The following is a 22,497-nucleotide window of genomic DNA, read 5'->3' on the forward strand; positions in this document are numbered from 1 at the left end:
GCCCCGCCCACTTCGCGGCTAGACGATGGCCGAGACCCCTGTCACCGCGCGGCCCACGATGAGCGAGTTGATCTCGTAGGAGCCCTCGTAGGTGTATATGGCCTCGGCATCGGCAAAGATCTTTGCGATCCCGTAGTCGGTGACTATCCCGTTGCCACCCAACACACCCCTCCCCAGGGCGACCGTTTCGCGCATACGGGCACTGCAATAGGCTTTGGCCAGCGCTACCTGCGCCATCGCGGCCCCTCCATGCCGTGTGCCTTGGGCATCGGTGTAAATATCCTCTTGGAGTTGTGCGATCCGCACCATCATCCCCATGCTGGCCACGGCGTTTCCCAGCATGTCCACCAGGTGCTGCTGGATGAGCTGGAACTTCGCGAGCGGCTTGCCGAACTGCATACGTTCGACGGCGTATCGCCGGGCAACGTCGAAGGCGGCCAATTGTTGGCCCACGGCCTGCCAGGCCACCATGATCCGAGAGCCCCGGAGGAGATGGTTGGTATCGGCAAAACTGCTGATTCCGGCGAAACGGTCTGCTTCTGCAACCTCGACATCGCGGAAAACAATGTCGGCGTTCTGGACGGTGCGGAGGGCAATCTTGTTCTCAATGCGGCTGCGTGTGATCCCCGGCAGCGAAGCGTCCACGATGAAGGCCCGGATCGATGAATCAGCCTCGTCCTTGGCCCACACCAGCATGTAGTTGCAAAACGTCCCATTGCCGATCCAGCGTTTGGCGCCGTTAAGCACCCAGTAGTCCCCGCCGTCGGACTCTGCGCGCTCAACACGGCGGGCGGTGGTCTGCATGCCCCCAGCCACGTCAGAACCATGGTCCGGTTCGGTCAGTGCGAAGGCGCCCGTGGTGCGCAGGTTCGAGGCGTCGTCAAGGTAGCGGTCTTGCTGTGCGTCACTGCCGAAGTCGTACAGCGATTCGACGAAGAGATCGTGGTGGACCATGAAGAAGGTGGCAATGGAGGTATCCACCCGCGTCATTTCGGCGATCACGAGGCCTGCGAAGAGGTGCGTGTATCCCCGCTGGGCCGGAGCACTGAGGCGCAGTGCGGCCAGTTTGGGAAGTATGTGATCCGGGAACTCGGCTTTGTTCCACCACTGGCCCGCGTATGGGGCGATCTCGGTGGCCAGGAAGGCGCGGAGTTCGTTGAGTTTGCGTTGCTCTTGGACGCTGAGCAGAGATTCGAAGTCGAAGAAGTCCGCCGTGGGCAGGTCGGCCAAGGACGGGGCTGATCCGAAGGAACCTGGCGAAGCTGCAGGAGCCTTCTGAAGACCCATCATTTCAGTCCCATCCGGATGGCGCCGTCGAGCCGGATGGTCTCGCCGTTAAGCATGGCGTTCTCCACGATGTGAGCGGCCAGGTTGGCGTATTCGGCGGCACGGCCCAGGCGCGCCGGGTGTGGGACCTGCTCGCCCAAGGAGTCTTGCGCGGCTTGTGGCAGGCCGGCCATCATCGGCGTCTCAAAGATGCCAGGTGCGATCGTGGCAACCCGGATCAGCGACCTCGCAAACTCCCGCGCCAGAGGGAGGGTCATAGCCGCCACGGCTCCCTTCGAGGCAGCATAGGCAGGCTGGCCGATTTGCCCTTCGAACGCCGCAACAGAGGCAGTGTTGACGATGACCCCGCGTTCGGGACCACCCAACTCGGTGGAAACGGGTTCGGTCTCCACCATGGCCGCGGCTGCGAGGCGGATGACGTTGAATGTCCCCACGAGGTTGATCTGGATGACTTTGTTGAACGTTTCCAACGGCAGGACCCCGTCGCGTCCCAGGACTTTTCCGGGAGTGGCAATGCCTGCACAGTTGACCACGATGCGTAGCGGCCCCAAGGAGGTCGCGGCGTCGACGGCTGCCTGCACTTGGGCTTCGTTGGTGACATCCGCGGGTGCGAAGACTGCCTTGGGCCCGGTGCCGCTCGGCTCGCCGGCGCCCGCCCCGCCGTTGAGCTCCTCGGCGTATGCTTGACCGCCCGACTGCGGCAGGTCCACCAGCACCACGGAGGCACCGGCGTCGAACAATCGCTTGGCTGTTGCGGCTCCCAAGCCGGATGCCCCTCCGGTAATCAACGCGACAGCGCCCTTGATGTCCATTCATCCTCCTTGATGCAGACCCAAATCTGTTAATGCATGTTAACTGAAATCCGGCTGACGCGCACCCGGTGACCTGCCGCTAGGCTGGTTCCATGTCTGAACACGAGCAGCCAGACCACGTCCCGGCGTCGAACGTCGGCCCCACCGGGTTGGCATCGGACTGGGCATCCCGTGCTGACGACGCCGCGCGTGCCGTCACGAGGAGCTTTGGACACCGGCTGCTGTTCCTGCCAGGCACCCACATCGGCTCGGTGGCGCTTCCGTCAAATCGCCTGTGGGGACTCGTGGGTCCGTGGCATTACTGGTGGCAGGCGCATTACGTGGACTGCTTGGTGGATGCCGGGCGCCGCGAACTCGCCACCGGAGTGAGGTTCGACGGCGGTTCCCGCCCCAGTGCGGGCAGCCTGGCGTCACAGCTGGTTGGCACCATCCGTATGCGCAACTTTTTCCGGTTCGTCAATTCCTACTATGACGACATGGCGTGGCTGGCCCTTTCTGCACTAAGGCTTGAAAAACTTGCCAAGGATGCAGGGAAACCGGGCCAAAAGCGTTACGAAACCGTCCGGCGTTCCTTGACGCCCCAGCTCGAGTCGGCCTCAACGGATGACCTCGGCGGGGGAACATTCTGGAGCACCAAACGTGACTTCAAGAACACCCCGGCAACCGCACCGGTAGCCCTGTATTTCGCCCGAACGGCCCACCGGCCCAAGGCCCAGTCCTTGGTGGATTGGCTGAACGCCAACCTCATGGATCCGCAACTCGGCCTCTATCAGGACGGGCTGCACCTTAAAAAGGGCCAAACCACACTGGAGGACCGGATCTACACCTATAACCAAGGACCTGTCCTGGGCGCCTTGTTGGAACTCGGTGGCGAGCACAATCTCCACCGGGCACGCCACCTGGTTGAGGCGGTTAATCGGGAATTGACCGTCCCGGGCTCACACGTGATCCGCGGCGAAGGCAGCGGCGATGGAGGACTTTTCACCGGAATCCTGCTGCGCTATCTGGCATTGGCTGCCCGCGACGAAAGGCTTGGAGCAGCTACCCGTAGCATCGCCCGGACTCTGGTCCACGATACGGCCGAGGCGTTCTGGGATGGCCGCAATGACGCCGCGGACCGCCCACAAGGCCATAAGCATGTCCCGTCGCTGGTCTTCTCCCCCGATCCCCTGCGCCCGGCACAGCAGACGTATCCGGACGGCGTCGCCGTCGAACTTTCCACCCAGCTGCAAGCCTGGATGGCGTTCGAAGCCGCGGCAACCTTGTGAGCCCCGGCCCATATAGAGGGCGGCAGGGCCAGGTCAGGGGGCCGGACGCTTCTTCTGCGGATACGGGGCTTCGTGGCGGGCGAGCATCTCGACGAACCCGGCAATCTTCCGCGCTCGCGTCTCCGGCCTCTTAACCAAGTTGGTGCGGTGGACCAGTGCGAACCGGTTCTGGGACGTCAGGACATCGAACATCGCTTGCGCTTCAGGAACAGCAGCAATGGCAGCTGCGAGATCCTCCGGAACCACCAAGTCGGCAGACCCCGAGTAGGCAGCCTCCCAACGGCCGTTGGCTTTCGCGGCCTCGACGGCGGCCCGGCCTGCCTCGGTCATTTTGCCCTCGGATTCGAGCCGCGCAATGTGCCCGACATTTCGCGCCGACCAGATACTCCTCGGTCCACGGGGGGTCATTCGCTGGACGAAGCTCTCGGCATCCCGGCCCTTCACTTGGCCATCGATCCAACCGAAGCACAGTGCCTCGTCCAGCGCCGCGTCGTAGTCCAAGTCCGTGACGTTCCCGCCCTTCTTGTGCAAAACAAGCCACACTCCAGGACTCGTGGCCGCGTTCGCGGAGAGCCAAGCGCGCCATTCGGCGGCGTCTTTGACCAGAAGTTCTTCAAGCTCAACGGGCATGGGACCATTCTGCAGTGAGCCGCCGCTGATGTGAAAAGTGCCTCGCTGTGGACCGCGCCTACTGGGATCAGCCGCCACGGCATAGTCTGGAAACGCGCAGTCCGGAAACAGCGCACCCATCACCAGGAGGACCAATGCTGCGAGCCCGGCCAATCCATTTCACCTCCCGCATGAAGCCCTGGACCGAACTCCTCTCTGCCTTGGGTTTAGTGAGCGTCGGGAACCACCCTGAGTGGCACGAGTTCGACGCCGGGTCCGGCCGCTTGGCGCTGCATGCCGCGGAACCCGGCTCGCCAGAGGACGGCACCACTGTCTTTGGTGTGGAGGTCGGCGGCCTCGACGAGTTCGCGCGCCGAACCCGCGAAGACGGAACCCGGGCCGAGCTGACGGAGGCGTCCCATGGCGCGGCGGTACGGATCTCCGCCAAGGATGGCTTCACGTTCCTGGCGGAGCAGGCCGAACGCGCTGCCGATGGCACCTGGGCAACATCGGGCGAAGCCGATCAGGCACTCACCGTGGTTGCCGTCTGGGTGAGTCCCGACGTCGACGGGTCCGCCCAAGAGCTGCGCAACATCGGTGCCCGTCCCCGCGACTCGGACGACGCATCAGCGACCTTCACCACCAAGAATGGCGGTATCCTCCGGGTGCTGCACGGCACTGAAGCGACCTCGGGCGACCTCGCCTTCGAGTACGACGCCGATCCGGAACCACTGCTGCGCAGGCTCACTGAAGCTGGTGTTGAGGCGCGAATCAGCGACGACGTTTTGTACGTGGCCAACCCGGACGCCGCCGGTGGCTCAGCACCCGCGTCAATCGTGGTGGAACGGGCGCCGGAGGTAACGCCCGGCTAATGTCGCCGAGAGCGTAACCGGGGTGGCGCCGTGCGGCCACCACCGAACTTCGGGTGCGCATGCGGTAGAACTTAACCATGAGCGTTCGTACACCTGACCCGTATCCAGGCTGGCTTTCCGATGAAGACCTCTTCGAAGCCCGCGGCCGCCTCCCCATGGTTTATGTGGAGGCCGTTCCGGTCAGGCTGGATCCGCTCGGCTACGTCAATGAAGTCGGCACCCTCCTGCAAGGGGACGCCGATGGAAACATGGTGCGGTACCTCGTTTCCGGCCGCGTGCTGTACCGCGAGACCATCCGCGGAGCCCTCCTCAGGCACATGGAGAAGGACCTCGGGCCCTTGGCTTTCCCCCAATTGCCCATCAGCCCTGTCCCGTTCACAGTGGCAGAGTACTTCCCCGCGCCTTCCCAGACGGGCTTCACCGATGACCGCCAACACGCCGTCTCGTTGGTGTACGTCATTCCCGTCACGGGCGAATGCGAGCCCCGCCAAGACGCCCTGGAACTGACGTGGATGACCCCGCAGGAGGTGCTAAGCGACGATGTTCAGCAGGAATTCGAAGGTGGCCGCGGAAACCTGGTACGGCAAGCCCTGGCATTCTCGGGCGTCGCCATCTAGCGGGTCCCGCCCCTGAACTCGGCTGGTCTTTGTAGACTGGACGGCGGACCCCAAGAGAACCAAAGGACATCCGATGACTCACAGCCCAGCCTCACAGCAATACAAAGAAAAGCAGGCTGGGGACCTGCAGCCCGGAGATTTCGTCTTCCCGCCCGGAGACGGTCCCGCCGAGGAAATCCGCGGCGTGGAGGTGCAGAATGACGATTACGGGGTGCCCGCTCTGGTGCTTGTCACAACAGTCGACGGCGGAACGGTGCGGATCGCGGTCGGCTCCAATGTGCCGGTAGGTGACCCGGACTCCAGCACCTCCGCCGGACCGGAGACGGGCACTCCCGCAGCAGCCGCCGTCGTGGTGCCTCCCCGCCCGGAAGCACCGCCCGCGCACACCGGGCCTACCGCCGAAGAAATGGCCCTCATCCCGCAACCGGACGGAACACCGGAAGCTGTGGTTCGCGCTGCTGCTGCGGGGCATCAAGGCAAGAGCGGCGTGCAAGTCCTGGCCGAGCGGCTCGCGAAGGGCATCAACACCAAATCCGGCAGCTGCCTGCGGGACCTCAGCGATCTGGCGTTCGACCTCTGCATCGTGCACCGGGACCCGGACCATGCGTTGGCTGTAGCGGACCTGTTGAACGTGCTGCCCTTCGACGGGAACCTGGACCGCTGGGCCTCGATCGAACGCGCCCTCGCTTTATCGAGCTTCATCTGCCGGGAGGCCGGCCAGGGCGATCGGGCATCGGTCTACGAAAAGCTGCTGCGTGCTCCGGAGTCCCAGGAAGAGGACCCGTTCAAGGCCCTCATCAACGCCCGCGTCCGGCAGCGGGGTCTGAACGAACCAAATCTGTACGACAAAGAGATTTCCCGCGCCATCGACAGCGGCAATTCGGAGGCCGAGCGCGAGTGGCGTTTCCTAAGGCTCGAGTCGCTGCTGTTCCTGCGCGCCCATGGCGGTTCCAAGACGATCGATGAGGGAGAGTTGAGTCGGCGCATCGGTAATGAGTTGGAAGCCGTCCGCGCCTGAGGCACCGTCCTATGCCGAGTACCTCGCGTGCTGTCAAGACCTGTTCCGCGCGCCCGAACGGCGGTAGATTCGGGGCCATGACGAACAATCTGAGCGTTGTGGTTAATGCTGACGCGCGGCAGGTTTGGGCTATGTTGCGCGAACCGTCATTGGTGGCTCAATGGCACGGCTGGGAAGCCGATGATCTCGCCGATGAAATCAAGCACATCTATTTCTCCCCCGACGTTGTGGAGGGGCCGGATCACACCAGCCTGACCGTCAATGGCGGGGATGTTTTCGAACTGCATCCTGTCTCCGGGGGCACCGAAGTGTCGGTGACCAGGGCTGCCCTGGACCACAATTCGGAGTGGGCGGAATGGGATGAGGACATCACCCAGGGCTGGCTGACCTTCCTGCAGCAACTGCGGTTCGCTGTGGAACGTCATCCGCACGGCCACCGGCGTACGCACTTCCTTTCGGTCCCGGGCAGCGGCGGTCCGGCAATCGAACAACTGGGCCTTGGCGATCTGCCGCCTATTGGTGACGAATACTCGCTCACACTACCCACCGGTGAGTCCCTGTCCGGCCGTGTTTGGTTCAAGAGTCGGCATCAAGTCGGGGTCACCGTACATAGCTACGCGGAGCACGGCGACGGGCTGCTCATCGTCGCCGAACAACTGCCCATTCCGGATAAGAGGCCCGACGGCGGGTCAATGGTGATTGCCTCAACGTACGATCTTGGTGCCCACGCGTTGGCGGACATCCGGTCATCGTGGGACAACTGGAAGGCGGAGAAGTACAGCTCCTGAGTTTGGGAAGCGCCGCCCTAAGCCTGTTCGCTGCGGGCCGATGCAGGCTGGCTATTGCCGGGTTCGGTGCGTAAAGCTGGCAGACTGGGAAGCGTGCCAAGTTCCGTTCCCGCTCCAGGTGTGTCCGCTGCGGCCTCCGCCCAGCCCAGCCCATCAGTCGTATCCTCCCGAGCAGCCGCAACGGGCCCGCTCGAGCAGTCACTTCTGCCTGGCCGGCAATCCGGGTTCTCCTTCTCCGTGGGTCAGCGCCTTGCCGAAACGTGTTCGCCGTCGGACGCCCTGGTGGACGCCAACGGCGGCGCCTTCCTGGGCAGGACCGGGACCATCACCACGCCGCACGGAACCATCCAGACCCCCGCGTTCATCGCCGTCGGGACTAAAGCGACGGTCAAGGCCGTCCTCCCGGAGTCCATCGCACAACTGGGCGCGCAGGCAGTGCTCGCCAACGCGTACCACCTGTACCTTCAGCCTGGACCGGAGATTCTCGACGCCGCGGGTGGTTTGGGTGCTTTCATGAACTGGTCCGGTCCCACCTTTACGGACTCGGGCGGATTCCAGGTGATGAGCTTGGGCTCGGGGTTCAAGAAGGTCATCGACATGAAGAACGTGGACAACTCAGGCCCGGATGACGCGGTGGCCCCGGGCAAGGAACGCTTGGCGCACATCGACGACGACGGCGTCTGGTTCAAGTCGCACTTGAACGGGGACCTGCACCGCTTCTCACCGGAGATCTCCATGCAGGTCCAGCATCAAATCGGCGCCGATATCATGTTCGCGTTCGATGAGCTCACCACGTTGCAGAACTCGCGGGGTTACCAGGAAGAGTCCCTTGAACGGACACGGCTGTGGGCTCTTCGGTGCCTGGCCGAGCATGAGCGGCTGACGTCCGGGCGGGTCGGCAAACCGTATCAGGCGTTATTCGGCGTCATTCAGGGCGCCCAGTACGAGGACCTTCGGCGCAAAGCGTGCCAGGACCTGGGCAGCATGCCTTTTGACGGGTACGGAATCGGCGGGGCGTTGGAGAAGGAAAACCTCGGCACGATCGTCCGGTGGTGTAACGAGGAACTTCCCGAGGACAAGCCCCGGCACCTGCTGGGAATTTCCGAGCCGGACGATATCTTCACGGCCATCGAAAACGGAGCAGACACTTTCGATTGCGTCTCCCCCACTCGTGTTGCCCGGAATTCCGCGTTCTACACACCCTCTGGCCGCTTCAACCTGTCCGGGGCGCGTTACAAGAAAGACTTTGGGCCGCTGCAGGACAGCTGTGACTGCTACGCCTGCGCCAACTACTCCCGCGCCTACATCCACCACCTGTACAAGGCCAAGGAGATGCTCTCTGCCACCCTCATCTCAATCCACAATGAACGTTTCGTGGTGAAAATCGTCGATGATGCCCGGCTTGCCATCGAGTCAGGGGACTTCTTCGAGTTCAAGGCGGAGACCCTTGGTAGGTACTACTCGTAGGCTACGCCGCAACCAAGCCGTAGCTCGGCTCCCGCTTCTTGATCCAACGCACCACCAGGACAGTCACCGGAACCAACAGGTACTGCACGCCGGTCTTGTACAGGAAGCCTGCAAGGACGTAATTGACGAACGAACCGACGTCTGTGATGCCGATGACCGAGGCCGCGATGCTGCAAAAGATCAGTGTGTCCACGAATTCGCCCACGCCGGAGGAGCCCATGAGGCGGGCCCACAGGGATTTTTCACCCGACCGCGCCTTCATCTTCACGAGTATCCATGAGTTGATGGTCTGACCCGTGAGGAATGCAAGGAGCGAGGCAAGGACAATCTGGGGAACCGGGCCCAAAGCGCCCTCGATGGCTGCTTGCTTGGCGGTTCCGAAATCGTCGTTGAAGCCGGGGAGCGCGATGATGACCCAGTAGCAGAGCGAGGCGAACACCGAGAGGGTGAACGTGGTGAAGATGGCCTTGCGGTTGGCCCTGAAACCATAGACCTCGCTCATGACGTCACCGAGGATGTAGGCCAAGGGAAAGAGGAAGAACCCACCGTCGGTGATGATCGGGCCGATGACAACGCCCTTGGAAGCCCCGATGTTGGACAGGATCAGCACTACAGCCATGATGGCCAGAAGGATGCCAAAGTTGGGCGATCCGATCGAGGCGAAGCGCGGCGCTGGCTTGCTCAGGGTACTGGAGCCGGAAGGCGTGGTCATGGGTCATCCGTTCATAGTGGTTTGCGCAGGCGCCCTGGTGAGGAGGAAGCCCCGCTGTATTAGCACTGGTCGGTGGGGCATCACGCCCGGCATCGACTTTCATTCTCCCACCCCGGCACCTCCAAACCAGCACCCCCAAACCAACTCCGTAGAGAAAGCATTGACGGGTGCGCTGCGGCTGGGTGGTGCGTCCTAGCGGGAGACCTTACCCATCAGGGACGCCACGGGCCGGAGGAACAACGGGCTGGCCAGGAACCAAGCAGCGGCGGTAACGACGATGGACGCGGCAAAGATGCCGAAACCCCACCAGTTGTCGTCGTTGCTTGAGGCGTACATATGGTTCAGGTTGTTCAGCGCTCCGGTGGCCAGTACCAAGGTCACGTGAACGATCACGAAAGCCACAAAGTAGATCATCACCGGGAAGTGGATCCTTCGCGCCACTTCAATGGGGTAGACCTTGTTGACCGCTGCCTTCTTGGGCCAGGCCCCGGACATCCGGATACCGGTGATGATGGCCAGCGGCGCGGCAATGAAGACGGTAAGGAAATAGGTCAGCAGCTGCAGGCTGTTGTAGTTGTTCCAGCCATTCTCCAGCGGCCAGTTCAACGAGGCATACTGCAGCCCGGCCGAGAGCGCGTTCGGGAAGACGTCCCAGTTGGTGGGAACGATCCTCAACCACTGGCCTGTGGCGAAGAGCAACACGATGAAGATGAGGCCGTTCAGCATCCAGAGGGCGTCCAAAGTCAGGTGGAACCACAGGTCCAAACTGATCTTGGTAGGCGGATTCTTGGTCTTGATCAGCCCTTTGTTGTTCCTGGTCCAGTACGCCGGAGGGCGCGTAGTGGTTCGGACCTGCCACCCCGAACGGATGATCAGGACAATGAAGAACATGTTGAGGAAGTGTTGCCAGCCGAGCCACGCCGGGAAGCCCGTGGGTGTTCCTTCAGGAATGGCGGAGTGCCCCGGGTAGTCCCGGAGGAACTGCTGGACCGGTTGAAGGGTCCTGAGCCATTGGGCAACCAACACCAGGATCAGCGCTACCACGAGGGCCCCTACCGTAACGACGACGGGTTTGAACCACCTGTTCGACGTGATCCCGGACGACTTGCTTGAAACGGACATCAGGCCGCGTTCCTCTCTGGCTTGTTGGCGTGCGACCAGTTGGCGCTCTCGTAGAGATTCAACCAGTTGCAGCCCGACGGGGAAAACGTCCACCGGGGTTTCGGGGCGTTCGACGTCAAAAATCGCAGCATTCGGGGATAAGCCGGAACATGTCTTTCTAGAACCGACTTCCAGAATTATTTCCTGCCGCTTCAGCATGCGTCAAGGTTTGGGGTTGGCTATGTGGAATTCTTGGAAGGTAGGATTCCAGGAAGTAACCGGTCAAAGATTTCGGCTTGTCCGCTGCCCTGTGAGGAGTCGCGATGATGGTCCGCAAAACATCGGAGGTAGCCACCAGCGTGGCGTCCTGGCAATGGACCCGGACGGCGGCCACCCGCAGGAACCTTTTGGAGGCGGCCCGCCAAGTGTTCGTCGAGCACGGTTTCACGGACGCCAGCATCTCGGATATCGTGGCCCGCGCCGGGTCCAGCGTGGGCAGCCTTTACCACCATTTCGGGGGGAAGACCGAGCTTTTCCTGGCACTCTGGGATGACTACCAAAACGAGCACGAGAGGATTGTCGCTGCCGCGGTAGCCAAGGAGCGCCGGGCCGGGGAGGCCGATCCCCTCGCGTTGTTCAACGTGGGGAGCCGGAGCTACTTCGACTACACCTGGAAGCACCGTGCACTTGAACGGGTCTTCATCGAAGGCGACACTCCCCCGGGATTCGAGGTGCTGCGCCGCGAACGCGGACGGGAATGGGTACGGCAAAACTCGGTGCTCCTCGGCGCCAACAACGACACTTTGGGCCGGCTCACGGTCGCCGTCATCACGGACATCGTGACTGTTGGAGGCCGCGAGGTGGCGTTTAGCTCGTCCAAAAGGGCAGCAGACGAGGTTGTCGAGGCCGCAGCCGTGCTGGTGGAGCGGCTGCTTCGCTAGCTGGCAACCGTCCTAGCTGGGCAACCCTCCGGCGTCGCGCATTTAAGCGTGAGCGGCCAGGAACGAGTACACCTCGGTCTCATCCACGCCGGGAAAGGCACCCGGAGGCATGGCTGCCAACAAGTGCGAATGTGCCCTCGCGGAAGGCCACGCATTACCGGCCCACTCGTTTGCGAGGGATTCCGGCGGACGTTTGCAGCAGTTGGGATCCGGGCAGGTAGAGGTTGCCCGCGCCGTGGTTTCCCGCCCCCGGAACCATTTCACGTGCTGATACGGCACTCCGATGCTCAAGGAGAACTCACCTGCGACAGATCGCTCGGTGCGGGCCGTGCACCAGTAAGTGCCGGAAGGGGTGTCGGTGTACTGGCTGTAAGCGCTGAACTTATCCGGTACGTCGAACACTGCACGAGAGGTCCAGGCCTTGCACGATGGCTGGCCCTCGATGGCCCCCGTGTGATCCTGGGGGAAGGTCACGCCGTCGTTCTCGTAAGCCTTGTAGATGATGCCCGACTGGTGGGTCTTCTGGAAGTGCGTGGTGATACCCAGATGCTTGGTGGCCAAGTTGGTGAAGCGGTGCGCCGCCGTCTCGTAAGACACCGCGAACGCATCCCGGATGTCCTCAACGGCGATTTCCTTCGCGGCCTTGGCCTTCTGCAGGAACTCGACAGCGGCCTGCTCCGGCAACAACAATGCAGCAGCGAAGTAGTTGGTGGCCACCCGCTGCGCCAGGAAATCACCGTAATTCCGCGGTGTCTCATGGCCCAGGACGTAATGACCCAGCGCTTGGAGAAGCACTGACCGAGGGTCGTGGTCCTGCCGCTGGTTCTGCGTGAGATAAATTCTGCGGTTCTTCAAATCCGTCACGGACCGCGTGGAATGCGGCAGATCACTGACGTGATGCAGCGAAAACCCGAGGTTCTCAGCGATGTCCGCGATGACGTGCTGGCTGAGCGGGCCCGAGGTGTAGCCGACCCCTTTAAGGACCTTCTGTGCTTCGGCTTCATACTCGGGAAAATAGTTACCGCGCTCGCGCATCATGGCACGCAACTCGCCATTCGCACGGCGGGCTTCTTCCGGCGTCGCCACCTGCTCATTAAGCTTTCGTTCGAGCTCCTGGAGCAGCCCCACCTGGGACTCCAGCACATCGAGCGGAAGCCGCGAACTGATGCGGATTTTCGGCAGGTTCAGTGACTCGTACAGCGGCCCACGTTGGTACCGTTCGAGCTCGATTTCCAGGGCAGCGCGGCGGCTGGGCGGTTCAGCCCCGAGCAACTGGTCAATGCCCACATTCAGTGACGCCGCGAGCTGCTGCAGCAGGCCCAATTTGGGCTCCCGCTTTCCATTCTCAATCAGGCTCAACTGGCTCGGAGCGGTCCCGACGGCGGCACTCAAGTCATCAAGGGTCAGCCCGGCTTGCTTCCGCAAATGGCGCACGCGGCGGCCAAGGCTGATGACGTCCAACTCAGGGGACGACGGGGACAACGACGGCGACGCGACGTCACGATTCCAGCTCCCAGGCGACATTTCTTGAGAATACGCGAAGAAGTGCATTTCTTTCCATAGCTTTCCCCTAGAAAGGCTTGTGGAAGTGCTGAAAAGTAGGCCTTACGAAAAAGAAACACAAACCCGGGAAAGCCGGCCGAAGCTGCAAAGACGCAGCGGCGGCCGGCCCGGGAAGCCCCGCTTGGATATTAGGAGACATGCAATGACCGCATCGTTTGAACCAGCAGACCAGACGTCCGCTCAGGAGACCGCAAGCGAGCAGGCCGCAGCGCTGGAACTTGAATGGTCCGCAAATCCGCGGTGGGAAGGCACCACCCGCGATTACTCGGCGTCCGACGTCGTCCGCCTCCGTGGGCGGGTTTCCGAGGAGCACACGTTGGCCCGCCGCGGTTCGGAGAAGCTGTGGCAGCAGCTCACCGAGGAAGCATCCACCGGTGGTTACACCAACGCCCTCGGCGCCCTGACCGGCAACCAGGCCGTGCAGCAGGTCAAGGCCGGGCTCCGCGCTATCTACCTCTCGGGTTGGCAGGTCGCCGCCGACGCGAACCTTTCAGGCCAGACGTACCCGGACCAGTCCCTGTACCCGGCCAACTCGGTCCCCCAGGTTGTCCGCCGGATCAACAACGCCCTGCTCCGCGCGGACCAGATCGAGTACGCCGAGGGAGTCCAGAGCGTGGAGGATTGGCTGGTGCCGATCGTGGCCGACGCCGAAGCCGGGTTCGGCGGCCCCCTGAACGCTTACGAGCTCATGAAGTCCATGATCACCGCGGGTGCCTCGGGCGTTCACTGGGAAGACCAACTCGCATCGGAGAAGAAGTGCGGCCACCTTGGCGGGAAGGTACTGATTCCCACCCAGCAACACATCCGCACCCTGAACGCGGCACGCTTGGCAGCCGACGTCGCCGATACCCCTACCGTTATCATCGCCCGCACCGACGCTGAAGCGGCGACCCTGATCACCTCGGACGTTGACGAACGCGACCAGGAATTCATCCTCCGCGAAGCGGGCCAGCCCGTCCGCACTCCTGAGGGGTTCTACAAGGTCCGCAACGGGATCGAACCGTGCATCGCCCGCGCCAAGGCCTACGCCCCGTACTCGGACCTGATCTGGATGGAAACCGGTACCCCGGACCTGGAACTTGCCCGCAAGTTCGCCGAATCCGTCAAGGCCGAGTTCCCTGACCAGATGCTCTCCTACAACTGCTCGCCGTCGTTCAACTGGCGCAAGCACCTGGACGACGCCACGATCGCGAAGTTCCAGCGCGAGCTCGGCGCCATGGGCTTCACGTTCCAATTCATCACTTTGGCTGGTTTCCACGCCCTGAACTACTCGATGTTCGATCTCGCCCACGGTTACGCCCGTGAAGGCATGAGCGCCTACGTCGAGCTCCAGGAAAAGGAATTCGCCTCCGAGTCCCGCGGCTACACCGCTACCAAACACCAGCGCGAAGTCGGCACCGGATACTTCGACGACATCGCCACCGCGCTCAACCCGAACGCGTCCACCCTCGCCTTGGTCGGATCGACCGAAGAGGGCCAATTCCACTAGCCACTCCCGAAAGGAAAGCGCCGTGAACAGCTTCACTGACAACTTCACCATCAATGGCATCACCCTGACCGCGCAGCCTATCTGCCGGCAGAACGAGGTCCTCACTCCGGATGCGCTCGAGTTCATTGGCCAACTCCACCGGGCGACGGCGGATCGGCGTCAGGAGCTGATGCAGGCCCGGCACACCCGCCGCAACCAGATTTCCTCTGGCCAGGACCCTCGCTTCCTGCCGGAAACCGAGGGCATCCGCAACGACCCGACCTGGCGCGTCGCTCCTCCGGCCCCGGGCCTGGAGGACCGCCGCGTGGAAATCACGGGCCCGGTGGACAAGAAGATGACCATCAACGCATTGAACTCCGGCGCCAAAGTGTGGCTCGCGGATATGGAAGATTCCTCCACCCCGACGTGGCGCAACGTGATCCAAGGCCAGTTGAACCTGACGGATGCTTTGGAGCGCAGGATCGACTTCACCTCCACCGCCGACGGACGCACTAAGGAATACAAGCTCCGCCCCGCCGAGGACCTGCCCACCATCGTGGTCCGCCCCCGCGGCTGGCACCTGCCCGAGAAGCACATGCTGATCGACGGCAAACCAATCGCCGGCGGAGTGGTGGACTTCGGGCTGTTCTTCTTCCACAACGCACGGCGGCTGCTCGCCCAAGGCAAGGGCCCGTACTTCTACCTGCCCAAGATCGAAAACCACCTCGAAGCACGGCTATGGAATGACATCTTCGTCCTGGCCCAGGATCTCCTCGGCATCCCGCAGGGCACCATCCGCGCCACCGTGTTGATTGAAACCATCACCGCGGCGTTCGAAATGGAAGAAATCCTGTATGAACTCCGCGACCACGCCGCGGGCTTGAACGCCGGCCGGTGGGACTACATCTTCTCCCTGATCAAGAACTTCCGTACCCGGGGACCGCGTTTCGTGCTCCCGGACCGTGGCCAAGTCACCATGACCCAGCCGTTCATGCGCGCCTACACCGAACAACTGGTCCGGGCCTGCCACCGCCGCGGAGCCATGGCCATCGGCGGCATGGCAGCAGCTGTCCCCAACCGCAAGGACGAAGCCGCCAACACGGCGTCGTTCGAGAAAGTGCGTGCCGACAAGACCCGTGAAGCCAACGACGGCTTCGACGGCTCGTGGGTAGCCCACCCGGACCTGGTGCCCGTGTGCCGGGAAGTGTTCGACTCAGTCCTGGGAGACAAGCCCAACCAGCTGGACCGCTCCCGCGAGGACGTCACCCCCGATGACCGTGCCTTGATCGACATTGCCAGCACCCGAGGCACCATCACCGAGGCCGGGATCAGGATCAACATCGAGGTAGGCATCCGCTACATCGAGTCCTGGCTCCGCGGCAACGGCGCCGTCGCCATCCACAACCTCATGGAAGACGCCGCCACCGCCGAGATCTCCCGCTCCCAACTCTGGCAATGGATCCACTCGCACGCCATCACGGACCATGGCGACATCATCACCCGTGAATGGGTCGAGGAGATGCTCGATGAAGAATTCGCCCGCCTGGAACGCTTCGATGATGACCGCTTCGCGGATGCACGCGCCATCTTCGAAGAAGTCACCCTCGCCGAAGAATTCCCCACCTTCCTCACCATCCCCGCCTACGCCCGCTACCTGAGCGAAGCACGCGAGGAAGCAACCAAAGAGGAACTCGTCGCCGCCTAACCGGCGACACAGACCGGGCAACCACCCCGGAACAACACCGAGCCCGGAAGCTGGGCTGCCAGCACTCATCGCAACAAGTGACCCCGACCGTCGGGGAGGCAGCCCAGCTTTTCGTTCGCTAACTAAGGAGGCATGACCGTGACAAGCTGGCGCATCAGGGACTTTCACTCATCGGACTTGGACGGCATCCTGCATCTCTGGGAGTCGCTCAAGGCTGCTGGCGTGGAGCCGGTCTACGCGTTGTCGGAGGTCCTTGCGTCCTGCGAAAAAGACCATGCCGTGGTGGCGGTGCAGGGCGACCAGGTGGTGGGTGCCGCCGTCGGGCGTGCCGCGCATGATCAAGGCTGGGTGGTTTTCCTCGCGACGCTGACGGAGTTCCGGGGACGGGGCATAGGAACATCGCTGCTGTCCGCCGTCGAGAACCGAATGGCACCGCACGGCCTGAACAAACTCTCCGCGCTTATGCCCGAAACCGAAACCCGCGTGGAAGCGTTCATTGGCCGCGGTTTCGTGGTGAAGAAGAACTTGCGCTACTTCGAGCGGACCATCCCTGTGCAGCGCCAGGAACTCGAGCCGCTGAGCCTGCTCGGCGGCCGGATCCTCGCGCGGGACCTCTGGGAAAACGTGGCCGGCATGAGACGCGAAAAAGACCTCTTGGAACGCCGACTGGTGTTACCGCTGGCCGAGTCCGAGCTCGCCGACGAGTACGGTGTGGTTCCACCGCGCGCCGTGGTGCTCTTCGGTCCGCCCGGCACGGGCAAAACCACGTTCGCGAAGGCCATCGCTTCCCGGCTGGAATGGCCTTTCGTGGAAGTCTTTCCCTCACGTCTGGCGGCTGATCCGAAGGGCTTGGCCGGTGCACTCCGCGAGACGTTCCTGGAAATCGCGGAGCTGGAACACGCCGTGGTGTTCATCGACGAGGTCGAAGAGATCGCATCACAACGCGCCGGAGACCCGCCCTCTCCGCTACAGGGCGTCACCAACGAACTGCTGAAAATCATCCCCGCGTTCCGCGAACAACCCGGCCGCCTGCTGGTCTGCGCCACCAACTTCATCCGGGCCTTGGACACCGCGTTCCTCCGCCACGGCCGTTTCGACTACGTCATCCCCATCGGCCTTCCCGACGTCCACGCCCGCGAAGCTATGTGGCGGCGCTTCATTCCCTCGACGGTGGTGGATGCTGTTGATATTGGGCGGCTTGTGGCCCGGACGGAGGGGTTCTCGCCGGCGGATATCGAGTTCGCTGCGCGCAGCGCCTCCCAGCGGGCTTTGGAAAAAGCCGTATACGACGACGGTGCTGGCCCGGGCTCGTCCGGTGCGGCTGCCTCCGATCGGCGGAAGGGGCCGGTTACCCAGGACTACCTTGACGCGATCGCCGACACCCGCACCACCGTCAGCGACGAGGTATACCAGGAGTTCCTCGAAGACATCGACGTGCTCGGCAGGACTTAGCCCACCCGCCAGCAGAACAGGAGAAGCCATGAACCCGTCAGTCGCTACCGCAGATCCCTAGGATGAGTTCGGTGATCAGCTGGTAGTTGACGGTGGAGGGTCGCTCAAAACTTCCGCACGGGGTTAAGGCGCTGGGCAGCCGCGCGCCTACCGCTGGCCGGCCGCCCAGCGCACGGACAGCGTAGTGCACACACAAAACGCGATGACCGAGAAGAGGATAACCAAGAGGGGCACCGTCCAACCCCCGGAGACGCTGTGGACGTACCCCACAACGGTGGGTGCCAACGCGGCGAAGCAGTAACCAACGCCCTGCACCACGGCAGACATCTTCCCCGCGGAGGCCTGGTCCCGGGCAAACTTGATGATGGCGATGAAGATGACGGTGATACCGCCGCCTTGGGCAACGCCGCCAAGGGAAGACCACAGCCACCACCATCCCGGCGCCAACAACAGGCCTACCGGTACGGTCAGCCACAGCGCACTCAGGGTGACCGCCACCGTCGTCGTACTGGCGAACCGGGCCAGGAGCGGCACCCCGAGGCCTCCCACGATGGCGAAGATCTGGAAGAGGGACGAGCCCGCACCAGCTTGGGCGGTGCCCATAGCGAGCTCGTCGGAAAGGAAGCTGGGCAGCCAAGCCGTGACGCCGTAGTAGGAAAAAGCCTGCCCGGCAAAACCCAGTGTCAGTCCGGCGGTCAGCCAGCGGACGCCCGCAACCTGGGAATCGCCGGCACGTTCCACCGCGGGAACCGCAACCGGAACAAACGCCCTGCGTGCACCAACAGCGGGGATCCAAAATACGATCGCCGCCAGGGCCAGCAGGGCACTCGCCGCCAGGGCCAACCGCCAGCCAACGAGATCCGCGAGAGGCGCGGTGGCCACGGACGTGAGGAAGGAGCCGATGTTGAGCGCCGCCGTGTAGATGCCCATGGCGCCCGCCTGCCGCCGCGGCGCGAAGTCGCGACGAATGATGAGGGGGACGGCGATGTTCCCGATGGTGATCGCCACACCGATCACCACGGTGCCGGCCATCACCATGGCACCACCGGCAACGGAGCGGAGTACGACGCCGGCCAGCACGCCAATCAGGGTCAGCATCACCGCGAACTCAGCACCAAGGCGGCGCCCGGCCATCGACGCCAGGGGTGAAGCGAGGGAGAAGCAGAGAACCGGAATCCCGGTCAACAAACCGAGTTCAACCGGGGAAAGACCGAGATCCCGCCGCAGGAGACCCACGACGGGAGCCACGGACACAAAAGGGCCGCGCATGTTGAGTGCGATGAGTGCAATCGAGACCAGCAGGACCCAGGCGCTCGGCGCCTTCGCGTGCACCTTGGCGCTCATGGGAGTTGCGGTTCGGTCAGCGGACATAAGTACGATTTCATCAGTTCCATTGCTATCACAGGCCTCCAGTGCGGACGCAGTGTGACAGAAACTCTGAAACTCCTCCCGTTGGTATGCCCGCGTGGTCGTCCTTTACTTCACAGCGCCGGCCGTGAGGCCCGCGACGAAGTTTCGCTGCAGCAACAGGAAGCCGACGACGACCGGGACACTGACCACCAGCGACGCTGCCATGATCTGGTTCCAATAGACGTTGGTCTGCGTGGAGTAGAGCTGCAAACCGACGGCCAAGGTCCGGTTGGCATCCGTTGTCATGACGGATGCAAAGAGAACTTCGCCCCAAGAGGTCATGAAACTGTAGATAGCAACAGCCACCAGTCCCGGACGCGCCGCCGGAAGCACCACCCGCCACAGGGCGCCCATCGGACCGCAGCCGTCCACCTTGGCGGCCTCGTCCAGATCCCGGGGAATACCGTCCAGGTATCCCGCGAGCATCCAGATGGAGAACGGCAAGGAGAACGTCAAGTAGGTGATGACCAAGCCGGCACGGGTACCCACAAGTTGGATCCCCACCGATGAGTTGATGTTCACGAATATCAGGAACAGCGGCAGCAGGAAGAGCACACCCGGGAACATCTGGGTGGACAGCACTGCGGTAGAAAAGATGTTTCGCCCGAGGAACCGATAGCGGGAAATCGCGTAGGCGGCGAAAACGGCGATAATCAGGCTCAGGATGGTCGCGGCTCCGGCCACGATGACACTGTTGCCGAAATACGACGCCAGCGGCACCGTCTGCCACATGTCAATGAACGGGGCGATGGTTACCGACGTCGGCCACCAGGTGAAGGCGCCCTGAACGTCCGACAGGGGCTTCAGCGCCGAGGTGATCATGACGTAGACAGGTACCACCGTGAAAATCGTCAGAAGCGCGATGACGATAACTCGGAATACTTTAATTCCACTGGTTTCACGCACGCTGGGACCTCCGGTTCAAAACAAGCAAGTAGATTCCACTGACCAGCAGCAGGAACAAGAGCAGCATCACGGACATGGCCGCACCCGAGCCGAAGTTCCACGTGAGGAACGACGCGTTGTAGATGTGGAAGGAGATCAGGTCCCCGGCAGGTGGTTGGGCATTGCCGAACAGGACGAACGGCGTGTTGAAATCATTGAATGTCCACAGGAACATCACCAGCAGGAGCACCATGTTCACGGGCCGAACCATGGGGAGCGTGATGGACCGCCACTGCCGGAAGGGCTTGGCCCCGTCAACGGCGGACGCCTCATAGACGTCAGTGGGGATGGACTGAAGCCCTGCCATCAGCATCAGGAAGGCGAAGGGCCAAAGCCGCCAAATGGCTACCACCACGATGGAGACAAAGGAGTTATCGCCGATCAGCCAGAACGGCTTGTCCCCGCCCAAGTGGAGGTTGTCATAAAGGAAGTGATTGACCGCGCCGGTGTCCTTCTGCAGCATGAACTTCCAGGCGATGATGCCGGCGTACATCGGCAACGCATAGGGAACCAGGAAGAGTGTCCGGAAGAAGCCTTGGCCGCGGAATTTCCCTTGGAGGGCCACGGCAGCCGCCATGCCCAGCGCCCAGGAGATCCCGACCACCAAGAGAGTGAAGGCGCACGTAACCAGGAAGGACTGAAGCAAAGCCGATCCGACCGCTCCGTTGAAGTCCAGGGCAACTTCATAGTTCTTGGTGCCGATGACGGGCGCATTGCCCCAATTCGAAATGAAAGCCTTGGTCAATTTGAGGAAGCTCATCCAGATTCCCGTGACCATGGGAATGATGTGGATGACCACTTCGAAAACGATGGCAGGCGCCAGCAGGGCGTAGGGCAACCACCAGCCCGATGGGCGTGGGCGGCGCTGTTTAAGCTCGGACTTCGGAGGGGCCTCGGTAGTGCTAGGGGGTGCCGTTGCAGCAGCCACGGAACTGACCTTTCTGTAGGGCGGGCGGGCCGGGCGGGTGGTGCCGGGGTTGCCGGCACCACCCGAGTTGGCGCTAGCCGGCGGCTGCGACCTGCTGCTCCGCCGTCTTCATGGCGGTGCGGATGTCATCGGTGCTGACGGTTCCACCGGAGGCAATCTTGGCGAACATCTGGTTCATCGCCTTGCCAACGGTGCTCTCGAACTGGTCCTCTGCCGGTACCAACGGAAGCGGCTTGGACTTGGTGGAGTAAATGTCCGCGAACGTCTTCGCTTCAGCGGCGTTGTCCGTGAAGTTGGGCGTGGCTCCATTGAGTACGGGCAGGGCCGAGAACGGCTTGTCGAGTGCCGTCTGGGTCTCGGCGCTGGTCATGAAGTTGACGAACTTCAGTGCAGCGTCCTTGTTCTTGGTGTTCTTGAAGATGGACAAGTTGATGCCTGCAACGTGGCTGGCAACCTGGGACTTGGCATCCGAAGGTGCCGGGAACGGAACGACGCCGTACTTGTCGCTGGTCATGCCGTTGGCGACGATGGAGTTATCGGCATTGTTCTGGTTCAGGATCATGGCTACCTTGCCGGTGGCAAAGTCGTTGACTGCCTTGGTCCCGTTGTCATACTGCGCGTTGGCGACGTTGACGACCTTGTCCTTCTGCATCAGGTCCAGGAAGCGCTGGATCCCGTTGACTACTCCATCGGAGGAGAAGGTCGGCTTGCCGTCCTTGTCGAAGAGGTCCGCACCGTTCTGGGCCGCGTTGATGAAGGCGAAGTGTGCATTTTCCGTGTAGCTGCCCGCGGCCAGCGCAAAGCCGTACTTGCCGCCGGTGGTCAGCTTCTGGGCATCCGTAACGAGGTCTTCCCAGTTGTTCGGCGGGGTCAAACCAGCAGCGGAGAACATCGCCTTGTTGTAGTAGAGGCCGTAGGCCAGACCGTAAACGGGAACCGAGGTCGGATCCTGGCCGGCCACTCCGCCCGTATCCATGGCGGTCTTGACGAACTTGTCCTTGCCACCAATGGCTTTGAACGCCGCATCGTCGAAGGGCATGAAGGCCCCGGTGGACTGCAGCGAAGCCGCCCACGTGTTACCGATGTTCACGACGTCGGGCGCCTGGCCTGAGGTGACGGCCGTCTGGATGCGGGTCTGGAGGTCATTCCAGCCGATGACTTCCAGGTTGACCTTGATACCGGTCTGCTGGGTGAACTTCTCCAGTTGGGGAGTCAGGACCTGCTTGTCATTGTCCAAGCTGGTGCCCTGGTTACTGGCCCAGTATGTGAGCGTTCCGCCCGATCCTGAAGAGTCGGAGGATCCCGCGGAAGAAGGGGAAGAAGAGTTGTTGTTACCGCCACAGGCGGCTGTCGTAAGTGCTAGCGCCGCAATGGCAGCAGTAGCAGCAAGGGTACGAAATTTCACTTCATGACTTCCTTGTCTGAGATTCGCAGATGCGCATCGAGAGTCCGGCCTCCGGACTTTCCACAAAGCTAATTGAACTTATGTCGTTAGTCAATCAAAAGTTTTTGAATCAGATGGCAAAGAATTTTT

General features: G+C 62.4%; 20 protein-coding genes. 10 read left to right on the top strand and 10 right to left on the bottom strand.

The window, feature by feature from the left end; translation table 11 throughout:
- Positions 1 to 18 precede the first annotated feature (18 nt).
- Both QRN42_RS10525 and QRN42_RS10530 read right to left on the bottom strand, forming a co-directional pair.
- The gene (locus QRN42_RS10525) at positions 19 to 1,287 is read right to left on the bottom strand and encodes an acyl-CoA dehydrogenase family protein (RefSeq protein WP_284979440.1); all 1,269 of its coding nucleotides are present in this window, start codon (positions 1,285 to 1,287) and stop codon (positions 19 to 21) included.
- A complete protein-coding gene (locus QRN42_RS10530) occupies positions 1,287 to 2,099 on the bottom strand; it encodes an SDR family NAD(P)-dependent oxidoreductase (RefSeq protein WP_284979134.1) in 813 nt (270 codons plus the stop codon). Before QRN42_RS10530 ends, QRN42_RS10525 begins: the two co-directional genes overlap by 1 nt.
- A 92-nt stretch (positions 2,100 to 2,191) precedes the next feature.
- Here QRN42_RS10530 and QRN42_RS10535 point away from each other — a divergent pair, with 92 nt between their 5' ends.
- Complete coding sequence (locus QRN42_RS10535; RefSeq protein ID WP_284979135.1) at positions 2,192 to 3,367, top strand: glycoside hydrolase family 76 protein; 1,176 nt, start codon at positions 2,192 to 2,194, stop codon at positions 3,365 to 3,367.
- Between the two features lie 33 nt (positions 3,368 to 3,400).
- On the opposite strand, the gene QRN42_RS10540 is transcribed toward QRN42_RS10535, so the two are convergent.
- Complete coding sequence (locus QRN42_RS10540; protein WP_284979136.1) at positions 3,401 to 3,997, bottom strand: YdeI/OmpD-associated family protein; 597 nt, start codon at positions 3,995 to 3,997, stop codon at positions 3,401 to 3,403.
- Between the two features lie 170 nt (positions 3,998 to 4,167).
- Between QRN42_RS10540 and QRN42_RS10545 the strand changes: the two genes are divergently transcribed.
- The 5 genes from QRN42_RS10545 (at position 4,168) to tgt (ending at position 8,738) form a co-directional block, all read left to right on the top strand.
- Positions 4,168 to 4,848 carry a hypothetical protein gene (locus tag QRN42_RS10545; RefSeq protein ID WP_350224874.1) on the top strand — a complete coding sequence of 227 codons (681 nt, stop codon included), beginning with the start codon at positions 4,168 to 4,170 and terminating at the stop codon, positions 4,846 to 4,848.
- A gap of 77 nt (positions 4,849 to 4,925) precedes the next feature.
- Positions 4,926 to 5,465 carry an NUDIX hydrolase family protein gene (locus QRN42_RS10550; protein WP_284975688.1) on the top strand — a complete coding sequence of 180 codons (540 nt, stop codon included), beginning with the start codon at positions 4,926 to 4,928 and terminating at the stop codon, positions 5,463 to 5,465.
- 73 nt (positions 5,466 to 5,538) lie between these two features.
- A complete protein-coding gene (locus tag QRN42_RS10555; RefSeq protein WP_284979138.1) occupies positions 5,539 to 6,483 on the top strand; it encodes a DUF6707 family protein in 945 nt (314 codons plus the stop codon).
- Between the two features lie 77 nt (positions 6,484 to 6,560).
- On the top strand, positions 6,561 to 7,271 hold the full coding sequence (locus tag QRN42_RS10560; protein WP_284979139.1) for an SRPBCC family protein: 711 nt from the start codon (positions 6,561 to 6,563) through the stop codon (positions 7,269 to 7,271).
- A gap of 237 nt (positions 7,272 to 7,508) precedes the next feature.
- Positions 7,509 to 8,738 carry a tRNA guanosine(34) transglycosylase Tgt gene (tgt, locus tag QRN42_RS10565; RefSeq protein WP_350224879.1) on the top strand — a complete coding sequence of 410 codons (1,230 nt, stop codon included), beginning with the start codon at positions 7,509 to 7,511 and terminating at the stop codon, positions 8,736 to 8,738.
- 1 nt (position 8,739) lies between these two features.
- On the opposite strand, the gene QRN42_RS10570 is transcribed toward tgt, so the two are convergent.
- The gene (locus tag QRN42_RS10570; protein WP_284975691.1) at positions 8,740 to 9,450 is read right to left on the bottom strand and encodes a queuosine precursor transporter; all 711 of its coding nucleotides are present in this window, start codon (positions 9,448 to 9,450) and stop codon (positions 8,740 to 8,742) included.
- Between the two features lie 192 nt (positions 9,451 to 9,642).
- A complete protein-coding gene (locus tag QRN42_RS10575; protein ID WP_284979141.1) occupies positions 9,643 to 10,572 on the bottom strand; it encodes a cytochrome b/b6 domain-containing protein in 930 nt (309 codons plus the stop codon).
- Positions 10,573 to 10,874: 302 nt separating this feature from the next.
- Here QRN42_RS10575 and QRN42_RS10580 point away from each other — a divergent pair, with 302 nt between their 5' ends.
- Positions 10,875 to 11,492: a TetR/AcrR family transcriptional regulator gene (locus QRN42_RS10580; protein ID WP_284979142.1), complete on the top strand. Its 618-nt coding sequence runs from the start codon at positions 10,875 to 10,877 to the stop codon at positions 11,490 to 11,492.
- A 42-nt stretch (positions 11,493 to 11,534) separates the two neighbouring features.
- Here the strand turns inward: QRN42_RS10580 and QRN42_RS10585 are convergent, their stop codons facing one another.
- Positions 11,535 to 13,043, bottom strand: coding sequence for an XRE family transcriptional regulator (locus QRN42_RS10585; protein ID WP_284979143.1), 1,509 nt, complete (start codon positions 13,041 to 13,043; stop codon positions 11,535 to 11,537).
- A gap of 154 nt (positions 13,044 to 13,197) precedes the next feature.
- Here QRN42_RS10585 and aceA point away from each other — a divergent pair, with 154 nt between their 5' ends.
- The 3 genes from aceA (at position 13,198) to QRN42_RS10600 (ending at position 17,680) form a co-directional block, all read left to right on the top strand.
- On the top strand, positions 13,198 to 14,544 hold the full coding sequence (gene aceA / locus QRN42_RS10590; protein WP_284979144.1) for an isocitrate lyase: 1,347 nt from the start codon (positions 13,198 to 13,200) through the stop codon (positions 14,542 to 14,544).
- Positions 14,545 to 14,566: 22 nt separating this feature from the next.
- Entirely contained in the window at positions 14,567 to 16,228 is a 1,662-nt protein-coding gene (gene aceB, locus QRN42_RS10595; RefSeq protein ID WP_284979145.1) for a malate synthase A, read from the top strand.
- Between the two features lie 138 nt (positions 16,229 to 16,366).
- Positions 16,367 to 17,680, top strand: coding sequence for an ATP-binding protein (locus tag QRN42_RS10600; protein WP_284979444.1), 1,314 nt, complete (start codon positions 16,367 to 16,369; stop codon positions 17,678 to 17,680).
- 147 nt (positions 17,681 to 17,827) lie between these two features.
- Here the strand turns inward: QRN42_RS10600 and QRN42_RS10605 are convergent, their stop codons facing one another.
- The 4 genes from QRN42_RS10605 to QRN42_RS10620 all read right to left on the bottom strand — a co-directional run bounded on the left by QRN42_RS10605 (position 17,828) and on the right by QRN42_RS10620 (position 22,368).
- A complete protein-coding gene (locus tag QRN42_RS10605; protein WP_284979445.1) occupies positions 17,828 to 19,024 on the bottom strand; it encodes an MFS transporter in 1,197 nt (398 codons plus the stop codon).
- A 132-nt stretch (positions 19,025 to 19,156) separates the two neighbouring features.
- Positions 19,157 to 19,996 (bottom strand): carbohydrate ABC transporter permease, encoded by an 840-nt coding sequence (locus QRN42_RS10610; protein ID WP_284975696.1) that lies wholly within the window; start codon positions 19,994 to 19,996, stop codon positions 19,157 to 19,159.
- The gene (locus QRN42_RS10615) at positions 19,989 to 20,963 is read right to left on the bottom strand and encodes a carbohydrate ABC transporter permease (RefSeq protein ID WP_284975697.1); all 975 of its coding nucleotides are present in this window, start codon (positions 20,961 to 20,963) and stop codon (positions 19,989 to 19,991) included. Before QRN42_RS10615 ends, QRN42_RS10610 begins: the two co-directional genes overlap by 8 nt.
- Positions 20,964 to 21,036: 73 nt before the next feature.
- Positions 21,037 to 22,368 carry an ABC transporter substrate-binding protein gene (locus QRN42_RS10620; RefSeq protein ID WP_284979146.1) on the bottom strand — a complete coding sequence of 444 codons (1,332 nt, stop codon included), beginning with the start codon at positions 22,366 to 22,368 and terminating at the stop codon, positions 21,037 to 21,039.
- Positions 22,369 to 22,497: the final 129 nt, after the last annotated feature.

It is taken from the genome of Arthrobacter sp. fls2-241-R2A-200, assembly GCF_030209745.1.
Taxonomy (GTDB): Bacteria; Actinomycetota; Actinomycetes; order Actinomycetales; family Micrococcaceae; genus Arthrobacter.